We start from the raw sequence: 21,394 nt of genomic DNA, 5'->3' as shown, positions 1-21,394 counted from the left end.
TCCCCTTCAGAACCTTTCAGTATGCTTCGCAAGTAGCGCGGCTAGCCGACATCCAAAAACAGAACCTATCGATAAGCGGCGAGCTGCAATTTCCTTCCAATTCCTATCCCCTGCTCGCTTAAGACAGCCTCATACGCCCAGCATTCAACACCTACCTCAAGTGCCTTGTAAAACAGCTCCGCATATTCAGGATCAATAAAATCAGCTGGACCAAAACAATTTCCGTCATTGCGCTGTACGAAAAAAAATAAGGCTACACGGTCCCCTTTGGCGGCTAGATCCATGAGTTCCATTAAATGCTTGCGTCCACGCTCAGTCTGGGCATCGGGAAAACAGGCAACATCGTCTTCCACAAGGGTAACGTTCTTGCACTCCACCCAAAGATTGGGAAGCTTTCCTGAATCATCAGTAAAAAGACCGTCAAGACGGCTGTTACCAACTTTGGCCTCACGCTTGAGGGTTGTGTAGCCTTCAGTTTCGGGCAACTGTCCGGCTTCGAAAGCCAACTGCAGCATCTTGTTGGGCACGGCAGTGTTTACCCCGACCATTTCGCCCAAAGGCATGACCGCCTCAAGGGTCCACTCGAGTTTGCGCTTGGGATTCTGGGCCGGAGAAATATATATTTCCTGCCCCTCACGCAGTAACCCGAGCATGGAACCTGTATTATTTGTATGCACACCGACAACCTCACCATCAAGCATGGCTTCAACAGTGAAACGCTTGTAACGGCGGATAAAAATTGCCCGACGACAACCCTGTGTATAAAAAATTAACGGTTCTGACATTTTACATCCCTTCCTGGTCCTGAGAATATCTACACCGTGACGGTGGGTCTTTTTTATGATCAACAACAAAGCTAAGTATCAAAGCGGGTTGCTTCCTGTATAGGGTAAGGTTGAGCATTCCCAATCATCGAAGAAGCACTTCCATATGAAGCTGAAAAGCCTAGTTTGACAATGATTTTCATACCATCTGATAGCCGGACTAAGGGCTAAAACCCCTTGACGAATCACTAGGTATCTGGAATATCGTCCTGTTAGTCACAGTGTGACGGAATTCACATTTTTGGCTTTTTTTTGAAAGCCGATCTCAGTTTCCGGACCCTGCCCCTTAAGGGAGGCAGCGGCCTGAAATTTATTATTGTTTACAATACAGGTAATAAAAATGAGTCTTGTACAAAAATTGTCGGAAAGAAAAGAAGACCTGACAGAAAAATGGTACGAATTGATTCTTGCTTCCTACCCGAAAGAAACTCAGGAAGTATGGAAGTCCAATAAAGACCGATTCACCAATCCTGTCGGGGTCACCATCAAAAAGGTCGCAAGTGAGCTTTTTGATCTTATCCTTGAATGGAAAAGTGCCGACGATCTTGCAAACTCCCTTGACGAACTGATTAAGATCAGGACCGTTCAGGATTTTGCACCATCCAAAGCTTTAAGCTTTGTCTTCCTTTTCAAGAAACTCCTGAGAGACGAGTTCATGGAGGAACTGAAAAATGAAGGCAAACTTGATGAGTTGCTCGCGTTTGAGGCCCGGATCGACAATCTGGGACTTATCGCGTTCGACATCTATACCAAGAATAGGGATTTGATTGCGCAAATGAGAATTGATGAGATCAAGAGATCGCATCACATGCTCCTTCGGCGGGTCAACAAAATCGAGGACGTTTCGGCCAAAGGGGCCGGACAGGTGTAGTGGCCGGCTTCCCAAGGAAGCCAAACGTATAAGCGAGGTGAAGGTAGATGAACGCTTTGTACTCACTCGTTTTAGTTTTTGCTTTGGTGCTCATCGCACTCTTCGGAGTGGGTTCCGCACACATGGCAGGACTGTTCGGCACTCTGTTACCGTATGTAGCAGTTGCCGTATTTCTGGTGGGCTTTGCCAACCGGATTATCGGCTGGGCAAAGAGCCCGGTTCCTTTCCGTATCCCGACCACGGGCGGACAGCAGAAGTCTCTGGATTTCATCCAGCATGACCGCTTTGATAACCCCGTGACCCCGGGTCAAACTTTTATCCGTATGATCCTTGAGATCTGTTGCTTTCGTTCCCTCTTCAGGAACACCAAAGTAGAACTCAGGGACGGAAGAGTAACTTACGCCTCATCTAAATTTTTGTGGCTGTTTTCACTGCTCTTCCACTACTCATTCCTGCTCATCGTGATCAGGCACATGAGACTCTTCTTCGAGCCGGTACCCGAATGTATCGCTTTCGTGGAAATGATTGATGGTATCATGCAGATCGGTGTTCCCAGACTGTACATGTCAGACCTCCTGATTCTTGCCGGCCTCGGCTTCCTGCTCGGCCGCAGACTTCAGGATCCCAAACTGCGTTACATCTCTCTGGTAACCGATTACTTCCCGCTGCTTCTCATCATCGGCATCGCCCTTTCCGGCATCTACATGCGCTACTTTGAGCACGTAGACATTATGGCCATCAAGAAGCTGACCATGGGTCTTGTAACCTTCAGCCCCGTTATTCCCGCTGGTGTGAGCGTGGTGTTCTTCATCCACCTCTTCCTCGTGTGTGTGCTGCTGGTTTACTTCCCCTTCAGTAAGCTGATGCACGCGGGCGGCGTATTCCTGTCTCCCACAAGGAACATGCCCAACGATACCCGTATCAACCACCACGAGAACCCTTGGAACGACCCCAACATCAAGCCCCACAGCTATGAGGCTTATGAAGACGAGTTCAGGGAAGTAATGATTGAAGCGGGTCTCCCGGTGGATAAAAAGGCATAGAGCGTCTTTAAGACCTATGCCGGACAGACCTTAAATATCTTTTGATGAGGAGTTGACATGGCTGACCTCCCAAAAGCTGATGAGCTTTTTAAAAGCATTAATTATACACCGCCGTCCACTGGGTGGATGGACACCCCGGTAGATACCTCTCCGGGCAACTGGTGTTACCCCGCTAAGGCGGAAAAACTCGAGTACTTGGGCATGCCCAACCCGCGTGAGTGGAACCCCGCTGACGTTGATTGGAAGCTTCCTGAAAACTGGCAGGAAATTGTCAAGGAAGGTTTCAGGGAAAGACTCGATAAATATCGTTCACTGAAAGTATTCATGGACATCTGTGTTCGCTGTGGCGCTTGTGCAGACAAATGCCACTTCTTCATCGGTTCCGGTGATCCCAAGAACATGCCTGTGCTGCGTGCGGAACTTATGCGTTCCATCTATCGTGGTGAATTCACACTGGCCGGTAAAATTCTGTCCACCCTCACCGGGTCCAGAGTTATGACCGAAGATGTTCTCAAAGAATGGTTCATTTACTTCTACCAGTGCACAGAGTGCCGCCGTTGTTCCCTGTACTGCCCCTACGGCATCGATACAGCGGAAGTAACCATGATGGCGCGTGAACTGCTGCACCTGTGTGGAGTGAACATCAACTGGATTCTCGAGCCGGTTTCCAACTGTAACCGTACCGGTAACCACCTCGGTATCCAGCCCCACGCATTCAAAGACATCGTAGACTTCATGGTCGACGATATCGAAGAAATCACCGGTAAGCGCCTGAACGTTCCCATGAACGAAAAAGGCCATGAAGTTATCTTCATTACTCCTTCCGGTGACGTATTCGCTGATCCCGGCATCTACACCTTCATGGGTTACCTGATGCTGTTCGATCACATTGGTCTTGACTACACCCTGTCCACCTACGCATCTGAGGGCGGTAACTTCGGTCTCTTCACCTCTGCTGATATGATGAAGAAACTGAACGCCAAGATGTACGCCGAAGCTGATCGCCTCGGAGCAAAATGGATTCTCGGCGGTGAGTGCGGCCACATGTGGCGTGTTATCAACCAGTACATGGATACCATGAACGGTCCCGCGAACAATCTTGAAGTTCCCGTGAACCCGATCACCGGTACCGTGTTCGAAAACGCACGCCAGACCAAGATGGTTCACATCACTGAGTTTACTGCTGACCTGATGAAGCACAACAAACTGAAGCTTGATCCCAGCAGAAACGACCATATCCGTGCAACCTTCCACGATTCCTGTAACCCCGCTCGCGCCATGGGCCTCATGGATGAGCCTCGTTACGTCATCAAGAACGTTGTTAAGAACTTCTTTGAAATGCCCGAACAGACCATCCGTGAGCAAACTTTCTGCTGCGCTGGCGGTTCCGGCCTTAACACTGATGAAATCATGGAAATCCGCATGCGCGGCGGTCTGCCTCGCGGTAACGCACTGAAAGCCGTTCAGGAACAGCATGACGTAAACATGCTCTCCTGCATCTGCGCTATCGACCGTGCAACCCTTCCCCCTCTGGCCAACTACTGGGCTCCCGGCGTAGACGTCTGCGGTGTTCACGAACTGGTTGGTAACGCTCTCATCCTTGATGGCGAAAAAGAAAGGGAAACAGACCTTCGTTTCAATCCTCTGCCCGGGAAGGAGGGTTAAATCATGCACTACGGTGGAAAAATTATAACCGGACTGGTTATCTTCCTCGGCCTGGTGTCCATGCCTTTCTGGTTCAACATCGGCGGAAGCTATGAAGAACCCAAGGTAGAACTGCCCAAGAACGCTAAAGTATGTGTTGCTCCCACCCAGAACATGCGTGAGAACCACATGAAGCTTCTTGATGAGTGGAGAGATATGGCTCTTCGCGAAGGCAAAAGGACCTACATCAGTGCCAAAGGCGATAAATACACCATCAGCCTTCAGAACACCTGTATGCAGTGCCACACCAGCAAGGAACAGTTCTGCGACAAGTGCCACGTTGATGCGAGTGTAACTCCCTACTGCTGGGATTGCCACGTACCTCCCAAGGAGGCTAAATAATGAAACAGAGTAGAAGAAACTTCCTTAAGTTTGCAGGCCTTTCCGCTGCCGGACTCTGCATCGCTCCCACCGCTGTTATGGCATCCGGTGGACCCAGCGGTGGAGCTCATGCAGCAGTGAACGACAATGCCCTCCACGCAAAGCGCTGGGCAATGGTCATTGACACCCGCAAAATTAATACTGAAGAAGCAATTGAATCTCTGGCTGAAGCATGCCACCACTTCCACAACGTTCCCAAAATCAACTCTGATGAGGAAATCAAGTGGTTATGGTCCGGCACTTACGGTGAAGTATTCCCTGAACAGGTGAATAACTTTCCTTCTGAAGCTCAAGAAACACACAGATTCCCCTTACTCTGCAACCATTGCGAGTCTCCTTCATGTGTACGCGTTTGCCCCACCAAGGCGACTTTCAAGCGCCCTGACGGCATCGTTGCCATGGACTATCACCGCTGCATCGGCTGCCGTTATTGTATGACTGGTTGCCCCTACGGCGCACGTAGTTTTAACTTCAGTGATCCCAGACTCCATATGGATATGGACAAGATCAACAAGAAGTTCCCCACTCGCATGCGCGGCGTAGTTGAAAAATGCAACTTCTGTGTTGAGCGTCTCGCTGTAGGTGAAATGCCTGCATGTGTGGAAAAATCCGCTGGCGCGATCATCTTCGGCGATCTGCAGGACCCCAACTCCAACGTGAGAAAGGCCCTGCGTGAGAACTTCACCATCCGTAGAAAACCAACCGCAGGCACTGAGCCCGGCGTTTACTACATCATTTAGGGGGAAGCCTGATATGCTCGAAAAAGCTTTTAAAGGCGGACCGAAATACTGGGCTTGGATTGGTTTCCTGCTGCTCATTATCGGTGCCGGTTTCTGCACATATCTGACCCAGCTTCAGGAAGGGATGACCATCACCGGTCTTAACCGTGATGTTTCCTGGGGCTTCTATATTGCCCAGTTCACCTACCTCGTCGGTCTCGCCGCATCCGGTGTTATGATCGTACTGCCTTACTACTTCCATCATTACAAGAAGTTCAAAGGCATGGTAATCATGGGTGAATTCATGGCTATCGCTGCTGTTGTCATGTGTCTCGGTTTCATTATCGTCGACATCGGACAGCCCCAGCGTATGCTGAACATCATCTTCCATCCGACTCCGAACTCTATCCTTTTCTGGGATATGATCGTTCTGAACGGATACCTGATCCTGAACGTTGTAATCGGTTGGACCTGCCTTGAGTGTGACCGCCAGCGCGTATCCCATCCTAAATGGGTTAAGCCTCTGGTATACACCTCCATTATCTGGGCATTCTCCATTCACACCGTTACCGCGTTCCTGTATGCTGGTCTGCCCGGCCGCCACTACTGGCTCACCGCCATTCTGGCTGCCCGCTTCCTGGCATCTGCGTTCTGCTCCGGACCTGCTATCCTGCTGCTCGTGGTTTTCCTCGTGCGCAAGATCACCAAGTACGAACCCGGCAAAGGCGCAATCGGGACTCTCACAACTATTATCACTTACGCGATGTGCGTGAACGTCTTCTTCTTCCTGCTTGAAGTATTCACCGCATTCTACTCCAATATGCCCGGACACATGCACTCTCTGGTCTACCTGTTCGCAGGTGAACACGGCCATACCGAGCTCGTGCCCTGGATGTGGACTGCAGCAACCTTTGCTATTCTTAGCCTTGCGCTGCTCATTCCGCCCAAACTGCGTTACAACCAGAAGCTGCTGCCCTGGTCCCTCGCTATCCTCGTTATCGCAACCTGGATCGATAAGGGTCTCGGCCTGCTGATTGGTGGTTTCACACCGAACCCCTTCAATGAAGTCACTGTTTACTGGCCCACCGGTAAAGAGCTCATGATTTCATTCATGGTTTACGCACTCGGCGCGCTGACTCTGACCTTCCTTTACAAGATTGCCACAGACGTTAAGCGCGAAACCGGCCAGCTGACTACTGAAGACTAGTCACTGACGGATTACCGAACTTGAAAGCCCCCTGCTTCTTACGAGGCAGGGGGCTTCTTTTATGGCTATCGTCAAGAACAGCTCCATAAAACAGTCAAAAGATATTAAGCTGAAATAGATAACCAATATCCAACGTCAGCTAACGTAAATCCATTTCGGCAGCTATCGATTTGATGATTATCACAACGACTTTGAAAGCACTTAAAAAGCCGCCCATCCTTAAGCAGATGAGCGGCTTTCTCGCGTAAGAAAGAATCTTACGCGGGGAGATTACGCATGAGCGACTACACGTAGTCTCCCCGGTTAAATTTGATCTGTTCGGTCACGGCCACTGTTTCCAGTTCGGATACGATGGAACCGAGTTCCGGATTCTCGCTTTGCACACCGGGCCAATCCTTCTTAAGGGACTCAACTCCACCTTGAATACCTTCAAGAGTCGAATAGGCCTGCTTCAGTCCGCCCTCGCCAGAGGAACCAAGCTGTTGGGCATAGCTTTCAAGCTTTCCGAAAAGGTCTTCCACCTTGCCGACAAACTCACTTTCGCTGACCTGAGCGGTCTGCTGAACCTGAGCGGCCTGCTGCACCTGCAACAGGGGATTGACCTGAAGACCCGGCACCGGCGGGGCTGATGCTGCGCCATTCTGCTGCGCTGCACCCTGCTGGACTTCCTGATTAAGGAATTCGCCGAACGCTGCCCCGTCAACCTTCTTTGCCTTGTTTTCCTGCTGCTGTTGCAGCTTTAAGGCTTCAATCTGTTCAGGACTTATCTTCATATTTTACTCCTCAGCCTTTGGTTTCACCCTTGTCTATGCAATGACCTTGCCAAAGTCTAGACTTTTGACCAATAGGCTGATTTAACTGACTTTAGAATTCTTAAACACTCGGAAAATACTGCCACATTCTACTTAAGATCAACCGCAGCAAGACATTTTTTCCTCTTGCAGGATAAAGTATAAGAAAAAGCTTGTCCATGTCGGTAATAATCAGATATTATTTGAAGTAAGAATTTTTGAAATGCACTTTCTTTCCATGCACAACCTTATGAATTATGGAGGTAGGATATGGCTGAAATCAAGAAGATACTCTGTGCAGTGGACTTTTCGGATCACAGCCCCGTTGTTGCAGAATACGCGAGCACCCTGGCCAAGACTTTGGGAGCTGACATTATCTGCCTTTACGTGGCCCCTTCACTGGATCAGTACGTGGGTTTCCATGTACCGCCCAGTTCCATTGAAAATTTTGTAGGTGAAATTGTAACAGGTGCAGACTCCACTATGGCAACTTTCATTGAAGAAAACTTCAAGGACGTAACTGCCAACGGTAAGGTCGTCACCGGTTACGCAGCCGAGGAAATCCTCGCCATTGCCGAAAGCGAAAACGCAGACATGATCGTCATGGGTACCCATGGGCGTGCAGGCATTGACCGCATCCTGTTCGGTTCCGTGGCAGAAAAGGTGGTTAAGTCCGCCAAGAGTCCTGTTCTTACTGTCAGACCCTCCTAGGAATAACCTCATAACCGACCTGAGGGCTGTCACCCCCAGTCAACAGGTCATGCCTCACTAACCTCAGAAGCCCTCCGTCTAGCCATGGACGGGGGGCTAAGTTTTTAATTTTAAATAAATAGGATTTATTTCGGTGTGGCTGCCATGGACGGAGAGCTATGTTTTTATTTAAATAAATAGGATTTATTTCGATGCGGCTGCCATGGATGGGAAGGTTGGCTTAGTACGTAAAAAAAAGGCCCCTCATTCTGTTAAATAAGGAGCCTTATCTATTATGGCATCAAGTTACGTTGGTAACGGATACTATTTCTTGAATCTGCTGCGGAAGAACGCTGCAACAGGCGCGAAGGCCAGCATCAGCCACTCCATACCGAAGGTCTGGGTCGGGTTGAAGACGCAACCGGAAGAACCTGAACCGGAGCTGGTACCGAGAACAGCCGGGTCAGTGATCTTTCCGGGAGTAGAATCGTTATCGTACTGGCTGTTATCTTCAATTGCGAAGCAGACAGAGTAAGCAGTACCGGAAGTAAGGGTTTGGCCTGCGCCAACAGGATCGCCACCAGTGGTGGTAATCCAGAAATCACCGGAAGTCGGGCTCGCAGGAGCAGCGCTCACGCGGTTGTAAGTGAGGTTGGTCCCATCACTCTTCAACTTGTAGAGAACAACATCATTAAATGCGTAATCTGATGTCGGTGTGAAATTGAAAGTGAAGGTATGGGTAGAACCATCGGCAACGCCACCAGTTGTGGTGAATTCCTGCACATCGCAAACAACAGCCATTTCCGGGGGAGTGTTGTAAGCAGAGGCCAATGCTTCAGGCTCAATGTGCTTGGGAACCTCAGAGTTAACCACAGCGGAGTCACCGGTAATATTTGTGACATAAGTCTCTTCCGCAGCGCCGGAGTCTCCGGAATCATCAGAACCAGCGGCAAGTGTGGTCAGGTAAGTGGCGCCTCCACTGCCTACTGCCATAAGGTATTTATGCTTAATAGAGCCGGTAATATCTTTGAAAGATGTTTCTGCTGCAACATCCTCAGTTGTCCAGGCTTTGGTCTTTTCATTGTAAGTATGAATATTGCCGCTACCGTCAGTCGCGTAAAGAAATCCTGCGCCTGCCCAGCATGCGTTGAAGTTGGAGTCTCCTGCTTTGGGCAGAACTTTTGTCTCTGTTCCATCGTAGAAGAGCGCGTAACCGTTTTCGCCGACAGCATAAACCTTGTCTACAGACAGAGCGACAATATCAGTCAGATTTTGCGCGTCATCAGTGGGGGCAACATTTGCGATTTCCCACTCATCACCGGAACGATCACTGAACTTATACAACTTAGTTCCGCTTACAGCATAAATGTTATCCGCATCGACAACACTCAAGGCAGTAAGCGCTTCAGGCATATCCAACGTAGAGGAGCTTGATCCGCTTTTAATCTGGTCAGTATAGGTAATCTCGTTACCGCTCAGAACACCTTTAACCAAACCGACATCCTGACTGTTAGCCACATACAAGGTTTCAGCATCAAGAGGCTGAATATCATTCAAGGTATTAATATCATCTCCAGCGCCTACGGTGATGGCAGTCCAGTTATGATCAGTCCTGTCCATCCACGCAAGGTCAGTTCCAGATTCACCGTATGCCACAAAACGTTTGTCACCTACGCCGGTAATTTTTTTGAAGTCTCTGGCGCCGAAGAACTTATCTGTGTAACGGTTATACCAAGTTGTACCGGAAGATGTGGACCTGTAGCCCTTAACCACAAGACCGTCCTGACCAGCAGCATAGATATTAGATTCAGTTGCGTTAAAAGCTGAGTTGATGGTTGCGCTTACCGGGAAGTTATCAGAACCGACGGAGAAGAAATTTCCTCCCTCAGAATAAGCGATTTCCGAGTTGTCACCAACTGCAAAAAATTTCGAACCAACCCTAAGCGCATTGGTGATGGAATCAAGCTCTGTCCCTTCAGGAACGTTACCGCAATCGTTCCATCTCCCACTGGATGTGTAACGATATACTTTAGTTGCAGTTGTAACGGTAAAATCAGAAGCGCGACCATTAATTCCAAGGATCAAAGAAGTTGCACCTCCAGGAAAGGGCAAACCGCTAACTCCTGTAAAAGCTGTGTGTCTGTCAGTTACATCATCAGAAGCGCCAACACCACTGTCACTAAACCAGCAAACTCTGGCTTCGCCACCATCATCACCCACGACGCAGAATTCACCTTCAGCGGTACTTTCAAAAATTTTTAAAGGGGGGATACCGGAAAGATAAGCCATAACCCTTGCAACTTCTACGAGTTTGTTCGACTCATCAGGAATAAGATCCAAATAATTAGAAGTATCTACAAGCGCTTTAATCTTGCCACCATCAAAAAAATAGATGCCTTTTGAGGTAGCAGCCATACCATCTCCACCATTGGTGAGCTGGGTATCTAATGAAGCAGACTGTGTAGCCATATCTGCGCAGTCTGACCCCATATCTGCATAAAAGACTCTGGCAGAATCGGAAGCTGTTGCGTAAATACGTCCATTCCCATCATCAACTGCAAAGTGCTTCAAATTGTTGAGTGTATACTTGGTAGCCCCCCCCTCATGCAGATTAAAAATCTCAGAAGGATTTGTCCCTGTAGCTACTATGCGCAACTTATCAGTACCATCAAGATAAGAAAAGGACTTCCCGTTCCCAATAGCTGTTCCTGCAGAAGTAGATACAGAGCTCCAATTTTTTCCAGCGTCAGAAGATTTTTTAACCTCACCTGACGCTAAAGCTACATAGAAAGCAGTACCGTCAGTAGCTATAACCTTACCATCCTGACTCATATCATTCCAAAAGCCTTCATTTGTATAAATAGAAGTCCCATCATCACCGGAGGCAAAAGTTCTGTATAAACCGGACACACTTCCTTCAGTTGCACCATTGACCATAGCCAAGGCATTCAAATCTTTCGTGGTCCCTGTTGAAGCTACAGCCTTAAGCTTGTGCGTGCTTGCGGCAAGGTCAATGCGGTACATTTTACCGGCAGAACCGGCTACATAACCGAAATTACCATCTGTATTGTAAGCAACAGCGTTGAAAGTTTCAGTAAGCGAAGGAGCGGTATCAGAGGCTGTCATGGCTGCTGCATCGCCTACATCACTTAAATCAGAAGCCAGTTTGACAACCTTTCCGTTATCACCGGCAACAAAGATACCAGCAGAAGTAACAGTTACAGCGTTGATATTAGGGCAGTTTGCAACCTTATATTTTTCCGCAAGACTCCAAGTGGAGATTTCTCCAGAAACTGTAACCTTTGCTAAGTTTTTGCCGTCAGCACCTTCAGCGCTGTGACCAAAGACAAGAGCAGTATTCTCATCCAGTTTAACGACGCCTCTGAAACCATCAGTTGCAAAACCTGCTCTTAAGTCAATAGAACCATTAGGAATCCAGTTAGTAGCCTTACTTATTTTACCAACAAGTGCACCACTGTTTGTAACTGCGACGTATCTATCGTTAGCTACCGCCGCCAGTCCGACCATCCCCTTCTCTTGTCCGGACGAATCCTTGGACCTTTCATTGCCAAGTACAGCAAACAAAGGGTTAGTGATGTCAGTCCAGCTTCCAGTTGCTGTTTCGGCAATAAAAGTTCTGCCGTCCTTCGCCATTATGACAAAATCATTTTCCGCAGCACTGCCCGGATTATCTGCAATAACGTCTATGAAATCATCAGTTGACGGAGGATAAACCTGAGTCCAGCTCGGCGCATTCACAGAAGGGTCGGTGATATGGAAAACCTTACCGCCGCCCCCAACAGCCATAAGTCCTTCATCTCCAGCGTTAACTGAAGCTTGAATATTCGCATCCAGTTTACTGGGAGAATCGGATTCCCAGGCCGCAAAAGACGGGCTGGATAGTGCACATGTACCCGCAATGGCAGCCACTGTAATGGCTGCTTTTATTTTTTTGGTCATTTTCATTTTTAAAACTCCCCTTAATATAATAACAAAGGACCAACTCAGCCTGCCCTCCATACATACATTCTCAAATGCACATATATTTGCCGATTGATGATTTTTACCAACAAGCACTGAGAGCGACTTAAAGACTCCTCAAAATAAGCGCCGCTGTAGAAGGTCAAATCTGCGTTCTTCACAAAAACGCAGGCGCTAAGCGACACAAAAAAAGACACACAATAGCCCAATATTATTACTAAACTACCCTGTCAAATCGGAAAAATTATGCAAAAAAACACTTTTTGAACTCATATTTTTGAAGCAATCGGAAATTTATTTCCGAAAATAGAGTTTCAAAGTACAAAGACGGAAAAATAATTCCGCATAAACAGAAAAACTCGCTGTCTACGGAGACGTTTTATGAAAAATAATGCACACCACCATCTCAATTAATCTCAACAAAACAATAAATATATTTTGAAATTCTTCATTTGAATCATTTTAAATTACTGAACACACAGCATAGACAGGTCAGGACTTAAAACTCGATTTCACGACCAATTACAGGATCAGGTTTTGACAAATACCCTGTTCCAAACTAATAAAACCGTACCTTCCCGGTTAGTTTATTTATTCTCCAGTCTATCGGTTTAATTTTATCAAGCCCCATAAGGAACCAGCATGTCCGCCATCAAAGTCCGTTCTGATATGATGGATTCAAAGCCCTACGCACCGGGCCTGACCATCGAGGAAATCAAAGAAAAATACGGCCTCGACACCGTTATCAAACTCGCCAGCAATGAAAACCCGCTGGGCGCATCTCCCATGGCCCAGAAAGCCATTAACCGTCATGCACCCTCAGTTTTCCGCTACCCGCATAACGGCAACCCGCGCTTGAATGCTGCCATTGCCAAGCGCACAGGCGTTTCCGAAGATCAGATCATCAGCGGCAACGGATCAGACGAAGTCATCGACCTGCTGGTACGCATCAAGGCCAATCCCGGGCAGGATGAAGTGCTGACCTATGAATCCTGTTTCAGCATGTATCGACTCATGTCCCGGCTCTGTGCAGTCAATTTCCGCCAAATTCCTCGCGCTGAAGGACACAAACAGCCCCTCAAAGCACTGGGCGAAGAAGTTACCGAAAAAACAGCCATCGTCTTCATGACCTCCCCGGACAACCCCACAGGTCTGGCCGTGACTGTTGACGAAGTACGCGAACTGGCCGCATCCATCCCCGAACAGACCCTGCTGGTAATTGATGAAGCGTATATTGAATTCGCCCGTCCGGCAGAGAAATATGATATGCGCCCCCTGTTCGACGAATTTCCCAACATCGTGCTGACCCGCACCTTCTCCAAGGCCTACGGGCTGGCCGGACTGCGCATCGGCTACGGCATCATGAGCAAACAGCTTGCCGATTACATCAAAAGCGCGCGTGCGCCCTTTACCGTCAACCTGCTGGCCGAAGAAGCTGCTATTGCCGTGCTGGAAGATGAAGCTTTTTTCGAGACCACCATGGATGTGGTCCTGCGCGGTCGTGAACTTTTCACCGAAGAAATCCGCAAAATGGGCTGTGAAGTACTTGATTCCCAAGCCAACTTCATTATGTTCAAGCCCACCCGCGATGCCATGGAAGTTTTTGAGGAACTGCTCAAGCGCGGCATCATTGTCCGCCCGTTGAAGAGCTTCGGCCTTGGCGAATACATCCGGGTCAACATGGGTACTGACCACGAGAACAAAGTATTTCTAGAAACACTTAAGGAGGTCCTTTAATGGACACACCTTTCATCATAACCTTGGACGGTCCCGCTGGCGTGGGTAAATCCACCCTTGCCAAGCGTCTGGCCGACCGCTTTGAAATCGCCTACCTCGATACCGGAGCCATGTTCCGCGGCACAGCGTGGAAGCTGGGCGAAGGTTCTTGGAACTGGGAAGCCGACAAGCTTGCTGAAGCACTTAAGGGACTGGAATTTACCCTTTCCGGCAGCGGCAGCAGCTCCACTCTCAGCCTGAACGGGACTCCGCTGACAGACGAAATCCGTACCGAAACCGTCGGTATGTGGGCCTCCAACGTGGCTAAAATCCCGGCAGTGCGCGAATACCAGAAGATTGCCCAGCGTGCCATCGGCGAAACAACTTCCCTTATCGCCGAAGGGAGAGATATGGGCACAGTCATTTTCCCGCAGGCACCCTGCAAATTCTTTCTTGATGCCGATCTTGAAGAACGGGCCCGCAGGCGTTTCGAACAGCTCAAGGACATGGGCAAGCCAGCTGACATGGCAGAACTCATCGCACAGATAGCTGCCCGCGACGATCAGGACCGCAACCGCAAGGTTGCCCCGCTCAAGCCCGCCGAAGATTCCATCCTTGTGGACACCACCCATCTGGATATCAACGGAGTTTTCGACAAGCTTGTTTTCGAAACCGAAAAAAAAGTTAAGTAAAAACGAAAACGCAAATACGAATATTTTAGGCCGTTTGGAAGATCTTCCAAACGGCCATTATCTTTTGATAACCCAAATGTCGCTTGACTTTACAGCGTCTATAATTACGAATTATGCCTCCGGCGGCCCTCCGAGGCGCTTTCAGCGGGACCAAATAACCCTTTTGAAAAAGGGTCCTCTGGACTCTCCTAAAACTTTTATTAGGCTTCGCCGTTACTCACGGCAAACGGAGCATTTTATGAACGTATCTTCTATTCTGAAAAAAATATTTCCTGAACCGCTCGGTCCGGTTTCAAACGAACTAACCGATGAACTGGCGGCTTCCTTTTTCCCGGCAGACTCAACCAGACTGGCCCATATGCGTCAGGCCTGTAAGACTGCCCGTAGACTGGCCGCCCAGATGGATTACGATACTGAGACAGCAGAAACAGTAGTCACCGCAGCTCTTTTCCACGATGTGGGCTACTCTGAAAAGCTGAGCAAGACCGGATTCCATCCCCTTGACGGTGCAGCCTACCTTGCGCATTGCAATGCCCCGGAAGATCTGGTCTCGGCAGTGCTCTGGCACTCCAGTACCCCGGTTGAAATTGAGAGCATGCCTGAAATGAAAGAAATATACTCCCAGTTTCCCGGCCCCAACTATGACTGCCCCATTTACAAGGCTGTAGCCTACTGCGATTTCAGAACATCTCCTGTGGGAGAATCATATTCTTTTGGGCAACGCATAGTTGAGCTTGAAAACAGATTCGGCCTTGATTCCGTGCCCCCGGCTATTGCGCGCAAGACTCTGCCCTATTCCCGACAGAACCAGCAGGACTTTACCAGAACTATTGCCTGCGCACAGGGCAAGAATCTCCCTTGGATTTTCTGCGACATCGACAACACCCTGATCATGCCCGGAGACCGCATTGACCGTAGGACACTTAACGCTATCAACCGCTACACCACTGCGGGCGGGCGCTTCTCGCTGATCACCGGGAAACACATGATCAGCGTTCCGCACCTGATCAGCTCAGTAGGCGAGCAAACTTCCCACGCAGGTGTTAACGGTTCAGTCATCGTACGTAACGGAAAGCTTGAAGTGTTCGGAGAAACCGTTACCCCGTTCAAGGCCATTGAAGATGCACTGCTTGAAGCAAACGTCAACTACGCAACATATGTAAGTGATGGCATCTGGACCCGGGCAGAACTGACACCTAAAGAACTCAACGACTTTGTCATGGTAGGCGAAACCCTGCCCCAATCCGGCCCGACCCCGGAAGACAAGAACGCCATCAAGATCCTGACCTTTTCCCATCGGGACCAGGCCGAGCAATGCGAGCTGGTCCGCAACCTTGCCGATAAATACGGAATGAGTTGCGTACGCACTGCCGAGGATTTCCTTGAAATTGGCCCCGCAGGCCACGGTAAGCATTCCGCAATGATGCAGATCATGAAAGAAGCGGGCTGGTCTGATCTAAACTCCATTGCCATCGGCGATAGCGAGAACGACCTGACCATGTTCGGCCATGTGGGCTTAAGTGCCGTGGTTGCCAACGCAGCACCCGAAGCACTTCCCGCTGCCGACCTGCACATTCCCGCCTGTGATGAGTTTGGGGTTGCCCGCCTGCTGGATGCCCTTGTTGATTCTGCACAGGACGGCTGCTGGTCCATTCCCCATAACTGGTTAGCAACCTACAATTAGCACTTTTTTCAGACCGGTTGCGGCTTTCCTTTGTTGTGTTATAAGGAATAGAAATAAATTCTGATTCCTTTGCGTACATTTAAGGAGGTCGCTCCGGCATGAAAAAATTATCCCTTTCAAAAGCAGCAACAGTTGTCCTGACCCTTATCTCACTGCTGCTTGTTTGCGGCTGTTCCAAAAGCAGCACCGACACCTTCAATAAGTGGAGTGACGACCTGACCAGGGCTCTCACCACTGAACATCCCTTTCAAGAGATTGAGCTTTTCTACGGAACTGATCGCAAAGCCAGCGGAAGCACTGCGCCTGAAAAAGCCTTTAGTAATGAGCAAGGCAACCTGAGCTGGGGCGGCTGCACTGTAGCAATTCCTTATGACAAGGAAATAAAGGACCTCAAGAAATCCCGCTTCACCATGACTTCCTACGGTCTAAGCCCGACTTGCAGCTACGAAGTCACAGATGTCCGCCCGCTTCCCCAACGCTCATTTGAGACAACTCTCTCCAAACGTCTTTCCGATAATCCGGAGAACTCCGCTCTGGTCTTCGTTCACGGCTTCAATGTCTCATTTGCAGAAGCGGCAAAACGTACTGCACGTATGAGCTACAAGCTGCAATATCAGGGTGCACCGCTCTTTTTCAGCTGGCCAGCACAAAGCGATTACCTGCAGGACGAACAAAACGCGGACCACACAGTTCCACAGCTGGTTGAATTTCTGAAGGTTGTGGCGGAAAAGTCCACAGCGGAGAATATCTATCTCATCGGTAGCAGCATGGGGTGCGAACCGCTCTGTGAAGCCCTTGCCAAAGTGAAGCTTAATCCCGAAGAGATGGATCGCATCAAGGAGCTTATCCTCATCGCGCCGGACATCAACCGCAATAAATTTGCCGAAAAAATACTGCCCAGGCTGCACAACACCAGAGCCCATATCACGGTCTATACCTCCAGCCGTGACGACAAGCTGGCTTTAGCCCATAAGAAACGTTTCGGAGTCAGGCTTGGAGATGTGGTCAACAATGCGGATCTGCCGGGTATAGATTTCGTGGATGCGTCAGATGTAGACACCAGTCTGGACGGCAAGCCCCGCTTTGTTAAGCAGACTTCAATCTACAACGACATTGCAAATGTAATTAAATAGCACAAAAAAAGGGTTGGAAGATTAATCTTCCAACCCTTTAAATTTTTAAGCGCCTTCGTCTTCAATCAAATCGCCGGACGATGCGGCAGTACGGGCCAGATCGTCGCAACGTTCGTTTTCCGGGTCCCCGGAATGCCCTTTGACCCAACGAAAATTCACATCATGTTTTTCCAGCAGTGGAATAAACTGCAACCAGAGGTCCTTGTTCTTGACCGGCTTCTTGGCTGCGGTCTTCCAGCCGTTCTTCTGCCAATTATCGATCCATTTCTTGGTGAAGGCATTCTTCACATACTGGGAATCGGTATAGAGAGTGACTTCGCAGGGTTCCTTAAGCTCAGTCAGAGCTGCGATTACCGCACGCATTTCCATACGGTTGTTAGTGGTCTTCTTGTATCCTTGAGAAAGTTCCTTGCGGTGCTCGTTGAACAGGAGAACGGCACCATAACCGCCCTTGCCGGGATTACCGAGACAGGAACCGTCCGTATAGATGGTAAGTTTCTTCTTAGACATTAACTGTTCTTATTCCTTGTGGGCTGATGATTCAGGATCAGGCATGCTGTCATTTTCTTCCGTATGAACTTCAGGGACAGATTGGTCTGACTCAACATTAACCAGCCGTTCCCAGATCATGGACAAGCAGGTCATGAGCGATGCGGGCCATTCCTCATCAGAATAATGGTTTTCAAAATGTTTATTTTCAAGCTCGGAGATAAATTCCTTTCCCAAAGCATGACGCACAAGACCGGGAAAATGCATCCCCACATCCTGCGTGGGCGGAGATATAACGATCAGCAATTCTTTGGGGTCCACTTCCTGCTCGGTGATCGGGTCGAGAATGATCTGGACACGGACCTTCACTCCGAACTCTGAACGCATGCTCCTGATAAAGCCCTGAATAAAATCACGCTCCGACTGATCCAAAACCTTGGTCTGATCCCAGAGGGCATTGCGGGCCTGTATCTTTTCCAGCGTAGATTGGTTGTTCATCCAAAAGGCGTAAACTACAAGACCGAGAATTATAACCATCCCGATCATCCTGAAAAATTTTTCCGTACCGGTTTTTCCGTGGGGCTTAATAAACAATGCCATGGATTATACCTTATTCAGCTTGATGTTTAAGTCAGATTAAAAGGCTTACCTTCAAGAACTAATGGTAGCAAGTATTTGCTTTCATGTAAAAATGGAAGCTATGCACAAAGCTCGGCAGCCAAGCGATCAAGCAGATTTTCAACGTTCTCCCTTATCTCCTCAAGCTGTTCTTGAGATGAAGCTTCGAAACGCAGGGTCAGAGCCGCCTGAGTATTGGATGCCCGCACAAGCGCCCATCCGCCCTCGAAAACAACTCGCACCCCGTCAATATCAATTACTTCATAATCCTTGGCCAGTTCCTCGGCCGCCCTTTCAACCAATGTGAACTTGATTTCTTCAGGATACTCAACGCGCAGTTCCGGAGTGAAATATGTCTGCGGCCACTGGTCCCACATATGGGATATCGAATCGCCAGTCCGGGAAAGAATCTCCAGCAACCGCAAGGCGGAGTATAGGCCGTCATCAAAACCGTAAAAGCGGTCGGCAAAGAAAATATGTCCACTCATCTCACCGCCCAGTCCGGCCCCGGTCTCAATCATCTTGGCCTTCATAACCGAATGCCCGGTACGGGCCATGAGCGGTTTACCGCCATGCTCGGCAATATCATCAAAAAGCAGATGGCTGCATTTTACGTCCGCAACCACTGTCTCCCCGGACTTGCGTTCCCAGCATTTCCTGGGCATAAAGGGCCACCAGCCTGTCACCGGGAATAAGGTTACCCTGCTCATCCACTGCTCCGATGCGGTCTGCATCACCATCAAGACCGATACCAACTTCAGCACCATGCTCAACCACGGCCTTGAACAGGTCACCCATATACTCTGCAACCACCGGGTCCGGGTGGTGATTAGGAAAATCGCCGTCCGGTTCACAGTATTGGGGAATCACCTCAGCCCCGGCCTGACGAAGCATTTCAAGGGCAATATGGCCCCCGGCACCGTTGCCACCATCGAGCACAACCTTAACCGGGCGTTCCAGCTTAATCCCTGAAAGAAGATCTTCGATATAATAGGGCACAATATTATGATAGGAAGCCATGCCGCTGCCTTCGACGAATTTGCCGGATTCCATTATATTGTAGATTTCCTGAATATCGTCAGTATGGATGGTGGTTTCCCCTCCCCAGACCTTGAAGCCGTTGAATTCAGGCGGATTGTGACTGGCGGTAATCATGACCCCGGCTTTGTAGCCGAGTTTTTTCGCAGCAAAATATAATGCCGGGGTAGGTATGAGATTGAGGGACAGAACATCCACACCGCAAGCATTCAGTCCCCGCCCGAGGGCTTGCTGGTAAGCAGGAGAGCTATGCCGGCAGTCATGGCCAAGCACAGCCCGGTCCCAACCCTTGGAGCGAAACCATGTACCGCAAGCTCGGCCCAGACGCTCAACCCATTCCTCGTCAAAATCCTGATCCACAACTCCGCGGATATCGTAAGCCCTGAATATTTCCTTTCTGATTTCCTTCATTGTATATCCCCGTACCCCCTAAACCCGTTGCAGCAACATAAATAACAACCCGTTCTTGCAGTAGCCCCGGATTGGGAGTATGTGTCTAAAGCAGATATCACCCTATAATCTATAAAAAAGGCAGCAGCACAGCAAGTCATGTTTAATATACCATACGTTGAAGTACATACGGTTGACCACTGCAACAATAACTGCCGCTGGTGCCACAATTATTCCCCGTTCTGCCCTGAAAAGGAATATGAAGCCAAGGACTATTTCCCCGGCCTTGATATTCTCAATGGAGAGAGATTCCACCTTGGAGCAATTTCACTTATGGGCGGGGAGCCTTTCCTGCACTCGGACATCACCCGCTTCGCCTTCCAGATCTGGGAAAGATACAAACGCCCTATGGTCATCACCAGCAACGGCTTCTGGCTTTCCGAAGATGCTGTACGGGCCTACAAAGATCTTTGGCAGCTGATGTCACTGGTCAAGATATCCCGTTACCCGACCATTGAAAAACGGCTCGGCGGATATGATGAAGCATACCGCATAGCCATGCTGATCAAAGAATACAACCCCCATGTGCGCATTGAATTCCCGCAAAAAGCCATCTTTAACAAACTGGAAACATTCGACGAGCCGAGGGAAGTAAAGCGGTTCTGCGGCAACTCCCACTGCATGGCCCTGCTGCGTGATATGACAATACACCGTTGCGGTGCCGGAGGGTACCAGCGCTTTGCTCCCGAGGGAATGCTCAGCGAAGGATTTCGAAACTGTCCGCATATGTCCTACGACCTAAAAAATTTCGATTACCACGACTTTGTGCTCTGGCGTTCCCGCTATCCCCTTGAAGCATGCTCTTATTGTAATTTCTCAGACCGCACGCCCTCAGTTGGCTGGAAAGTGGAAAAAGGACATAAGCCCTTTAATACGGATTATGAACTCACATACCACTATAATCTAGCTAAAAACATGGTCATTCAGGAGAGTCTTGATGATGCACAAACCAGGGCAGAATTTATCCGCAACAGCTACGGAGACCTGCCGCAAGTAGATGTCATTAGCGGTCTTATTGCCTCGCAGCATGGTGATATGGCCGGCAGCCTTAAAGCATTCTCTGCAGCCCTGCAAAAAGACTCGGGAAATAGTGATGCCAGATACTTTCTTAGTCTGTTAAGTTAGCGGGATAAAACGTACCGCCATATTTTAAATAACCAGAAAAAGTTTTATCTTTAGAAAAAATTGATATAATCTGTGCATATTTATTAATGCGTCACAGGAAGACCCGATAACTCTGCCCACTTTCTGAAACTGAATGTTCGCGTTGGAGTTATTATTTCAGTAACATACCGGCCTGCATATCCGATTTTCCTTGATATGTCGGTCTATCTCACCTATCAAATTTACATGAACTGGGACT

General features: G+C 49.0%; 17 protein-coding genes and 1 pseudogene. 12 read left to right on the top strand and 6 right to left on the bottom strand.

Translation table 11 applies throughout. The features are described 5' to 3' along the window. Positions 1-65: 65 nt before the first annotated feature. Positions 66-785 (bottom strand): DNA/RNA nuclease SfsA, encoded by a 720-nt coding sequence (sfsA, locus tag ACO05Z_RS00090; RefSeq protein ID WP_421899125.1) that lies wholly within the window; start codon positions 783-785, stop codon positions 66-68. Positions 786-1,164: 379 nt separating this feature from the next. Between sfsA and ACO05Z_RS00085 the strand changes: the two genes are divergently transcribed. From ACO05Z_RS00085 to dsrP, 6 genes are read left to right on the top strand one after another with little or no spacing between them, the layout of a single operon-like run. After that, the gene (locus ACO05Z_RS00085) at positions 1,165-1,695 is read left to right on the top strand and encodes an RsbRD N-terminal domain-containing protein (RefSeq protein ID WP_421899123.1); all 531 of its coding nucleotides are present in this window, start codon (positions 1,165-1,167) and stop codon (positions 1,693-1,695) included. 47 nt (positions 1,696-1,742) lie between these two features. Next, complete coding sequence (dsrM, locus tag ACO05Z_RS00080) at positions 1,743-2,738, top strand: sulfate reduction electron transfer complex DsrMKJOP subunit DsrM (RefSeq protein WP_421899121.1); 996 nt, start codon at positions 1,743-1,745, stop codon at positions 2,736-2,738. 57 nt (positions 2,739-2,795) lie between these two features. Continuing rightward, complete coding sequence (gene dsrK / locus ACO05Z_RS00075; protein ID WP_421899119.1) at positions 2,796-4,403, top strand: sulfate reduction electron transfer complex DsrMKJOP subunit DsrK; 1,608 nt, start codon at positions 2,796-2,798, stop codon at positions 4,401-4,403. Positions 4,404-4,406: 3 nt separating this feature from the next. Further along, positions 4,407-4,784, top strand: coding sequence for a sulfate reduction electron transfer complex DsrMKJOP subunit DsrJ (dsrJ, locus tag ACO05Z_RS00070; protein WP_163295391.1), 378 nt, complete (start codon positions 4,407-4,409; stop codon positions 4,782-4,784). Then, positions 4,784-5,563 carry a sulfate reduction electron transfer complex DsrMKJOP subunit DsrO gene (dsrO, locus tag ACO05Z_RS00065; RefSeq protein WP_421899116.1) on the top strand — a complete coding sequence of 260 codons (780 nt, stop codon included), beginning with the start codon at positions 4,784-4,786 and terminating at the stop codon, positions 5,561-5,563. Before dsrJ ends, dsrO begins: the two co-directional genes overlap by 1 nt. Before the next feature lie 13 nt (positions 5,564-5,576). Further along, positions 5,577-6,749: a sulfate reduction electron transfer complex DsrMKJOP subunit DsrP gene (gene dsrP / locus ACO05Z_RS00060; protein ID WP_421899114.1), complete on the top strand. Its 1,173-nt coding sequence runs from the start codon at positions 5,577-5,579 to the stop codon at positions 6,747-6,749. 284 nt (positions 6,750-7,033) lie between these two features. On the opposite strand, the gene ACO05Z_RS00055 is transcribed toward dsrP, so the two are convergent. Further along, positions 7,034-7,522 (bottom strand): hypothetical protein, encoded by a 489-nt coding sequence (locus ACO05Z_RS00055; RefSeq protein ID WP_421899112.1) that lies wholly within the window; start codon positions 7,520-7,522, stop codon positions 7,034-7,036. A 288-nt stretch (positions 7,523-7,810) separates the two neighbouring features. Here ACO05Z_RS00055 and ACO05Z_RS00050 point away from each other — a divergent pair, with 288 nt between their 5' ends. Then, positions 7,811-8,251, top strand: coding sequence for a universal stress protein (locus ACO05Z_RS00050; protein WP_421899110.1), 441 nt, complete (start codon positions 7,811-7,813; stop codon positions 8,249-8,251). 303 nt (positions 8,252-8,554) lie between these two features. On the opposite strand, the gene ACO05Z_RS00045 is transcribed toward ACO05Z_RS00050, so the two are convergent. Beyond that, a complete protein-coding gene (locus ACO05Z_RS00045; protein ID WP_421899108.1) occupies positions 8,555-12,196 on the bottom strand; it encodes a hypothetical protein in 3,642 nt (1,213 codons plus the stop codon). A gap of 657 nt (positions 12,197-12,853) precedes the next feature. Here ACO05Z_RS00045 and hisC point away from each other — a divergent pair. The 4 genes from hisC (at position 12,854) to ACO05Z_RS00025 (ending at position 17,436) form a co-directional block, all read left to right on the top strand. Then, positions 12,854-13,948, top strand: coding sequence for a histidinol-phosphate transaminase (hisC, locus tag ACO05Z_RS00040; RefSeq protein ID WP_421899106.1), 1,095 nt, complete (start codon positions 12,854-12,856; stop codon positions 13,946-13,948). Next, complete coding sequence (cmk, locus tag ACO05Z_RS00035) at positions 13,948-14,619, top strand: (d)CMP kinase (RefSeq protein WP_421899104.1); 672 nt, start codon at positions 13,948-13,950, stop codon at positions 14,617-14,619. The genes hisC and cmk overlap by 1 nt, the downstream gene beginning before the upstream one ends. A 238-nt stretch (positions 14,620-14,857) precedes the next feature. Next, the gene (locus ACO05Z_RS00030; RefSeq protein ID WP_421899102.1) at positions 14,858-16,303 is read left to right on the top strand and encodes an HAD-IIB family hydrolase; all 1,446 of its coding nucleotides are present in this window, start codon (positions 14,858-14,860) and stop codon (positions 16,301-16,303) included. 98 nt (positions 16,304-16,401) lie between these two features. Then, positions 16,402-17,436, top strand: coding sequence for an alpha/beta hydrolase (locus ACO05Z_RS00025; protein ID WP_421899100.1), 1,035 nt, complete (start codon positions 16,402-16,404; stop codon positions 17,434-17,436). Between the two features lie 45 nt (positions 17,437-17,481). Here ACO05Z_RS00025 and rnhA read toward each other — a convergent pair whose 3' ends face one another. The 3 genes and pseudogenes from rnhA to ACO05Z_RS00010 form a co-directional block, all read right to left on the bottom strand. Beyond that, positions 17,482-17,946 (bottom strand): ribonuclease HI, encoded by a 465-nt coding sequence (rnhA, locus tag ACO05Z_RS00020; RefSeq protein ID WP_421899098.1) that lies wholly within the window; start codon positions 17,944-17,946, stop codon positions 17,482-17,484. 9 nt (positions 17,947-17,955) lie between these two features. Continuing rightward, positions 17,956-18,525 (bottom strand): TPM domain-containing protein, encoded by a 570-nt coding sequence (locus tag ACO05Z_RS00015; RefSeq protein ID WP_421899096.1) that lies wholly within the window; start codon positions 18,523-18,525, stop codon positions 17,956-17,958. A 98-nt stretch (positions 18,526-18,623) separates the two neighbouring features. Beyond that, positions 18,624-19,992, bottom strand: a pseudogene (locus ACO05Z_RS00010) (phosphomannomutase/phosphoglucomutase). A 138-nt stretch (positions 19,993-20,130) separates the two neighbouring features. Between ACO05Z_RS00010 and ACO05Z_RS00005 the strand changes: the two are divergent. Then, positions 20,131-21,156, top strand: coding sequence for a radical SAM protein (locus ACO05Z_RS00005; protein WP_421899094.1), 1,026 nt, complete (start codon positions 20,131-20,133; stop codon positions 21,154-21,156). Positions 21,157-21,394: the final 238 nt, after the last annotated feature.

Origin of the sequence: Maridesulfovibrio sp. (assembly GCF_965230075.1) — a bacterium.
Lineage (GTDB): Bacteria > Desulfobacterota > Desulfovibrionia > Desulfovibrionales > Desulfovibrionaceae > Maridesulfovibrio.
The sequence above is the reverse complement of the archived record's forward strand: the minus strand, read 5'-3'. Positions and strand labels throughout refer to the sequence as shown.

What these genes read in the sequence shown, in the direction of transcription:
- sfsA (WP_421899125.1), bottom strand. Translation starts at nt 785, where the DNA reads ATGTCAGAACCGTTAATTTTTTATACACAGGGTTGTCGTCGGGCAATT.
- ACO05Z_RS00085 (WP_421899123.1), top strand. Translation starts at nt 1,165, where the DNA reads ATGAGTCTTGTACAAAAATTGTCGGAAAGAAAAGAAGACCTGACAGAA.
- dsrM (WP_421899121.1), top strand. Translation starts at nt 1,743, where the DNA reads ATGAACGCTTTGTACTCACTCGTTTTAGTTTTTGCTTTGGTGCTCATC.
- dsrK (WP_421899119.1), top strand. Translation starts at nt 2,796, where the DNA reads ATGGCTGACCTCCCAAAAGCTGATGAGCTTTTTAAAAGCATTAATTAT.
- dsrJ (WP_163295391.1), top strand. Translation starts at nt 4,407, where the DNA reads ATGCACTACGGTGGAAAAATTATAACCGGACTGGTTATCTTCCTCGGC.
- dsrO (WP_421899116.1), top strand. Translation starts at nt 4,784, where the DNA reads ATGAAACAGAGTAGAAGAAACTTCCTTAAGTTTGCAGGCCTTTCCGCT.
- dsrP (WP_421899114.1), top strand. Translation starts at nt 5,577, where the DNA reads ATGCTCGAAAAAGCTTTTAAAGGCGGACCGAAATACTGGGCTTGGATT.
- ACO05Z_RS00055 (WP_421899112.1), bottom strand. Translation starts at nt 7,522, where the DNA reads ATGAAGATAAGTCCTGAACAGATTGAAGCCTTAAAGCTGCAACAGCAG.
- ACO05Z_RS00050 (WP_421899110.1), top strand. Translation starts at nt 7,811, where the DNA reads ATGGCTGAAATCAAGAAGATACTCTGTGCAGTGGACTTTTCGGATCAC.
- ACO05Z_RS00045 (WP_421899108.1), bottom strand. Translation starts at nt 12,196, where the DNA reads ATGAAAATGACCAAAAAAATAAAAGCAGCCATTACAGTGGCTGCCATT.
- hisC (WP_421899106.1), top strand. Translation starts at nt 12,854, where the DNA reads ATGTCCGCCATCAAAGTCCGTTCTGATATGATGGATTCAAAGCCCTAC.
- cmk (WP_421899104.1), top strand. Translation starts at nt 13,948, where the DNA reads ATGGACACACCTTTCATCATAACCTTGGACGGTCCCGCTGGCGTGGGT.
- ACO05Z_RS00030 (WP_421899102.1), top strand. Translation starts at nt 14,858, where the DNA reads ATGAACGTATCTTCTATTCTGAAAAAAATATTTCCTGAACCGCTCGGT.
- ACO05Z_RS00025 (WP_421899100.1), top strand. Translation starts at nt 16,402, where the DNA reads ATGAAAAAATTATCCCTTTCAAAAGCAGCAACAGTTGTCCTGACCCTT.
- rnhA (WP_421899098.1), bottom strand. Translation starts at nt 17,946, where the DNA reads ATGTCTAAGAAGAAACTTACCATCTATACGGACGGTTCCTGTCTCGGT.
- ACO05Z_RS00015 (WP_421899096.1), bottom strand. Translation starts at nt 18,525, where the DNA reads ATGGCATTGTTTATTAAGCCCCACGGAAAAACCGGTACGGAAAAATTT.
- ACO05Z_RS00005 (WP_421899094.1), top strand. Translation starts at nt 20,131, where the DNA reads ATGTTTAATATACCATACGTTGAAGTACATACGGTTGACCACTGCAAC.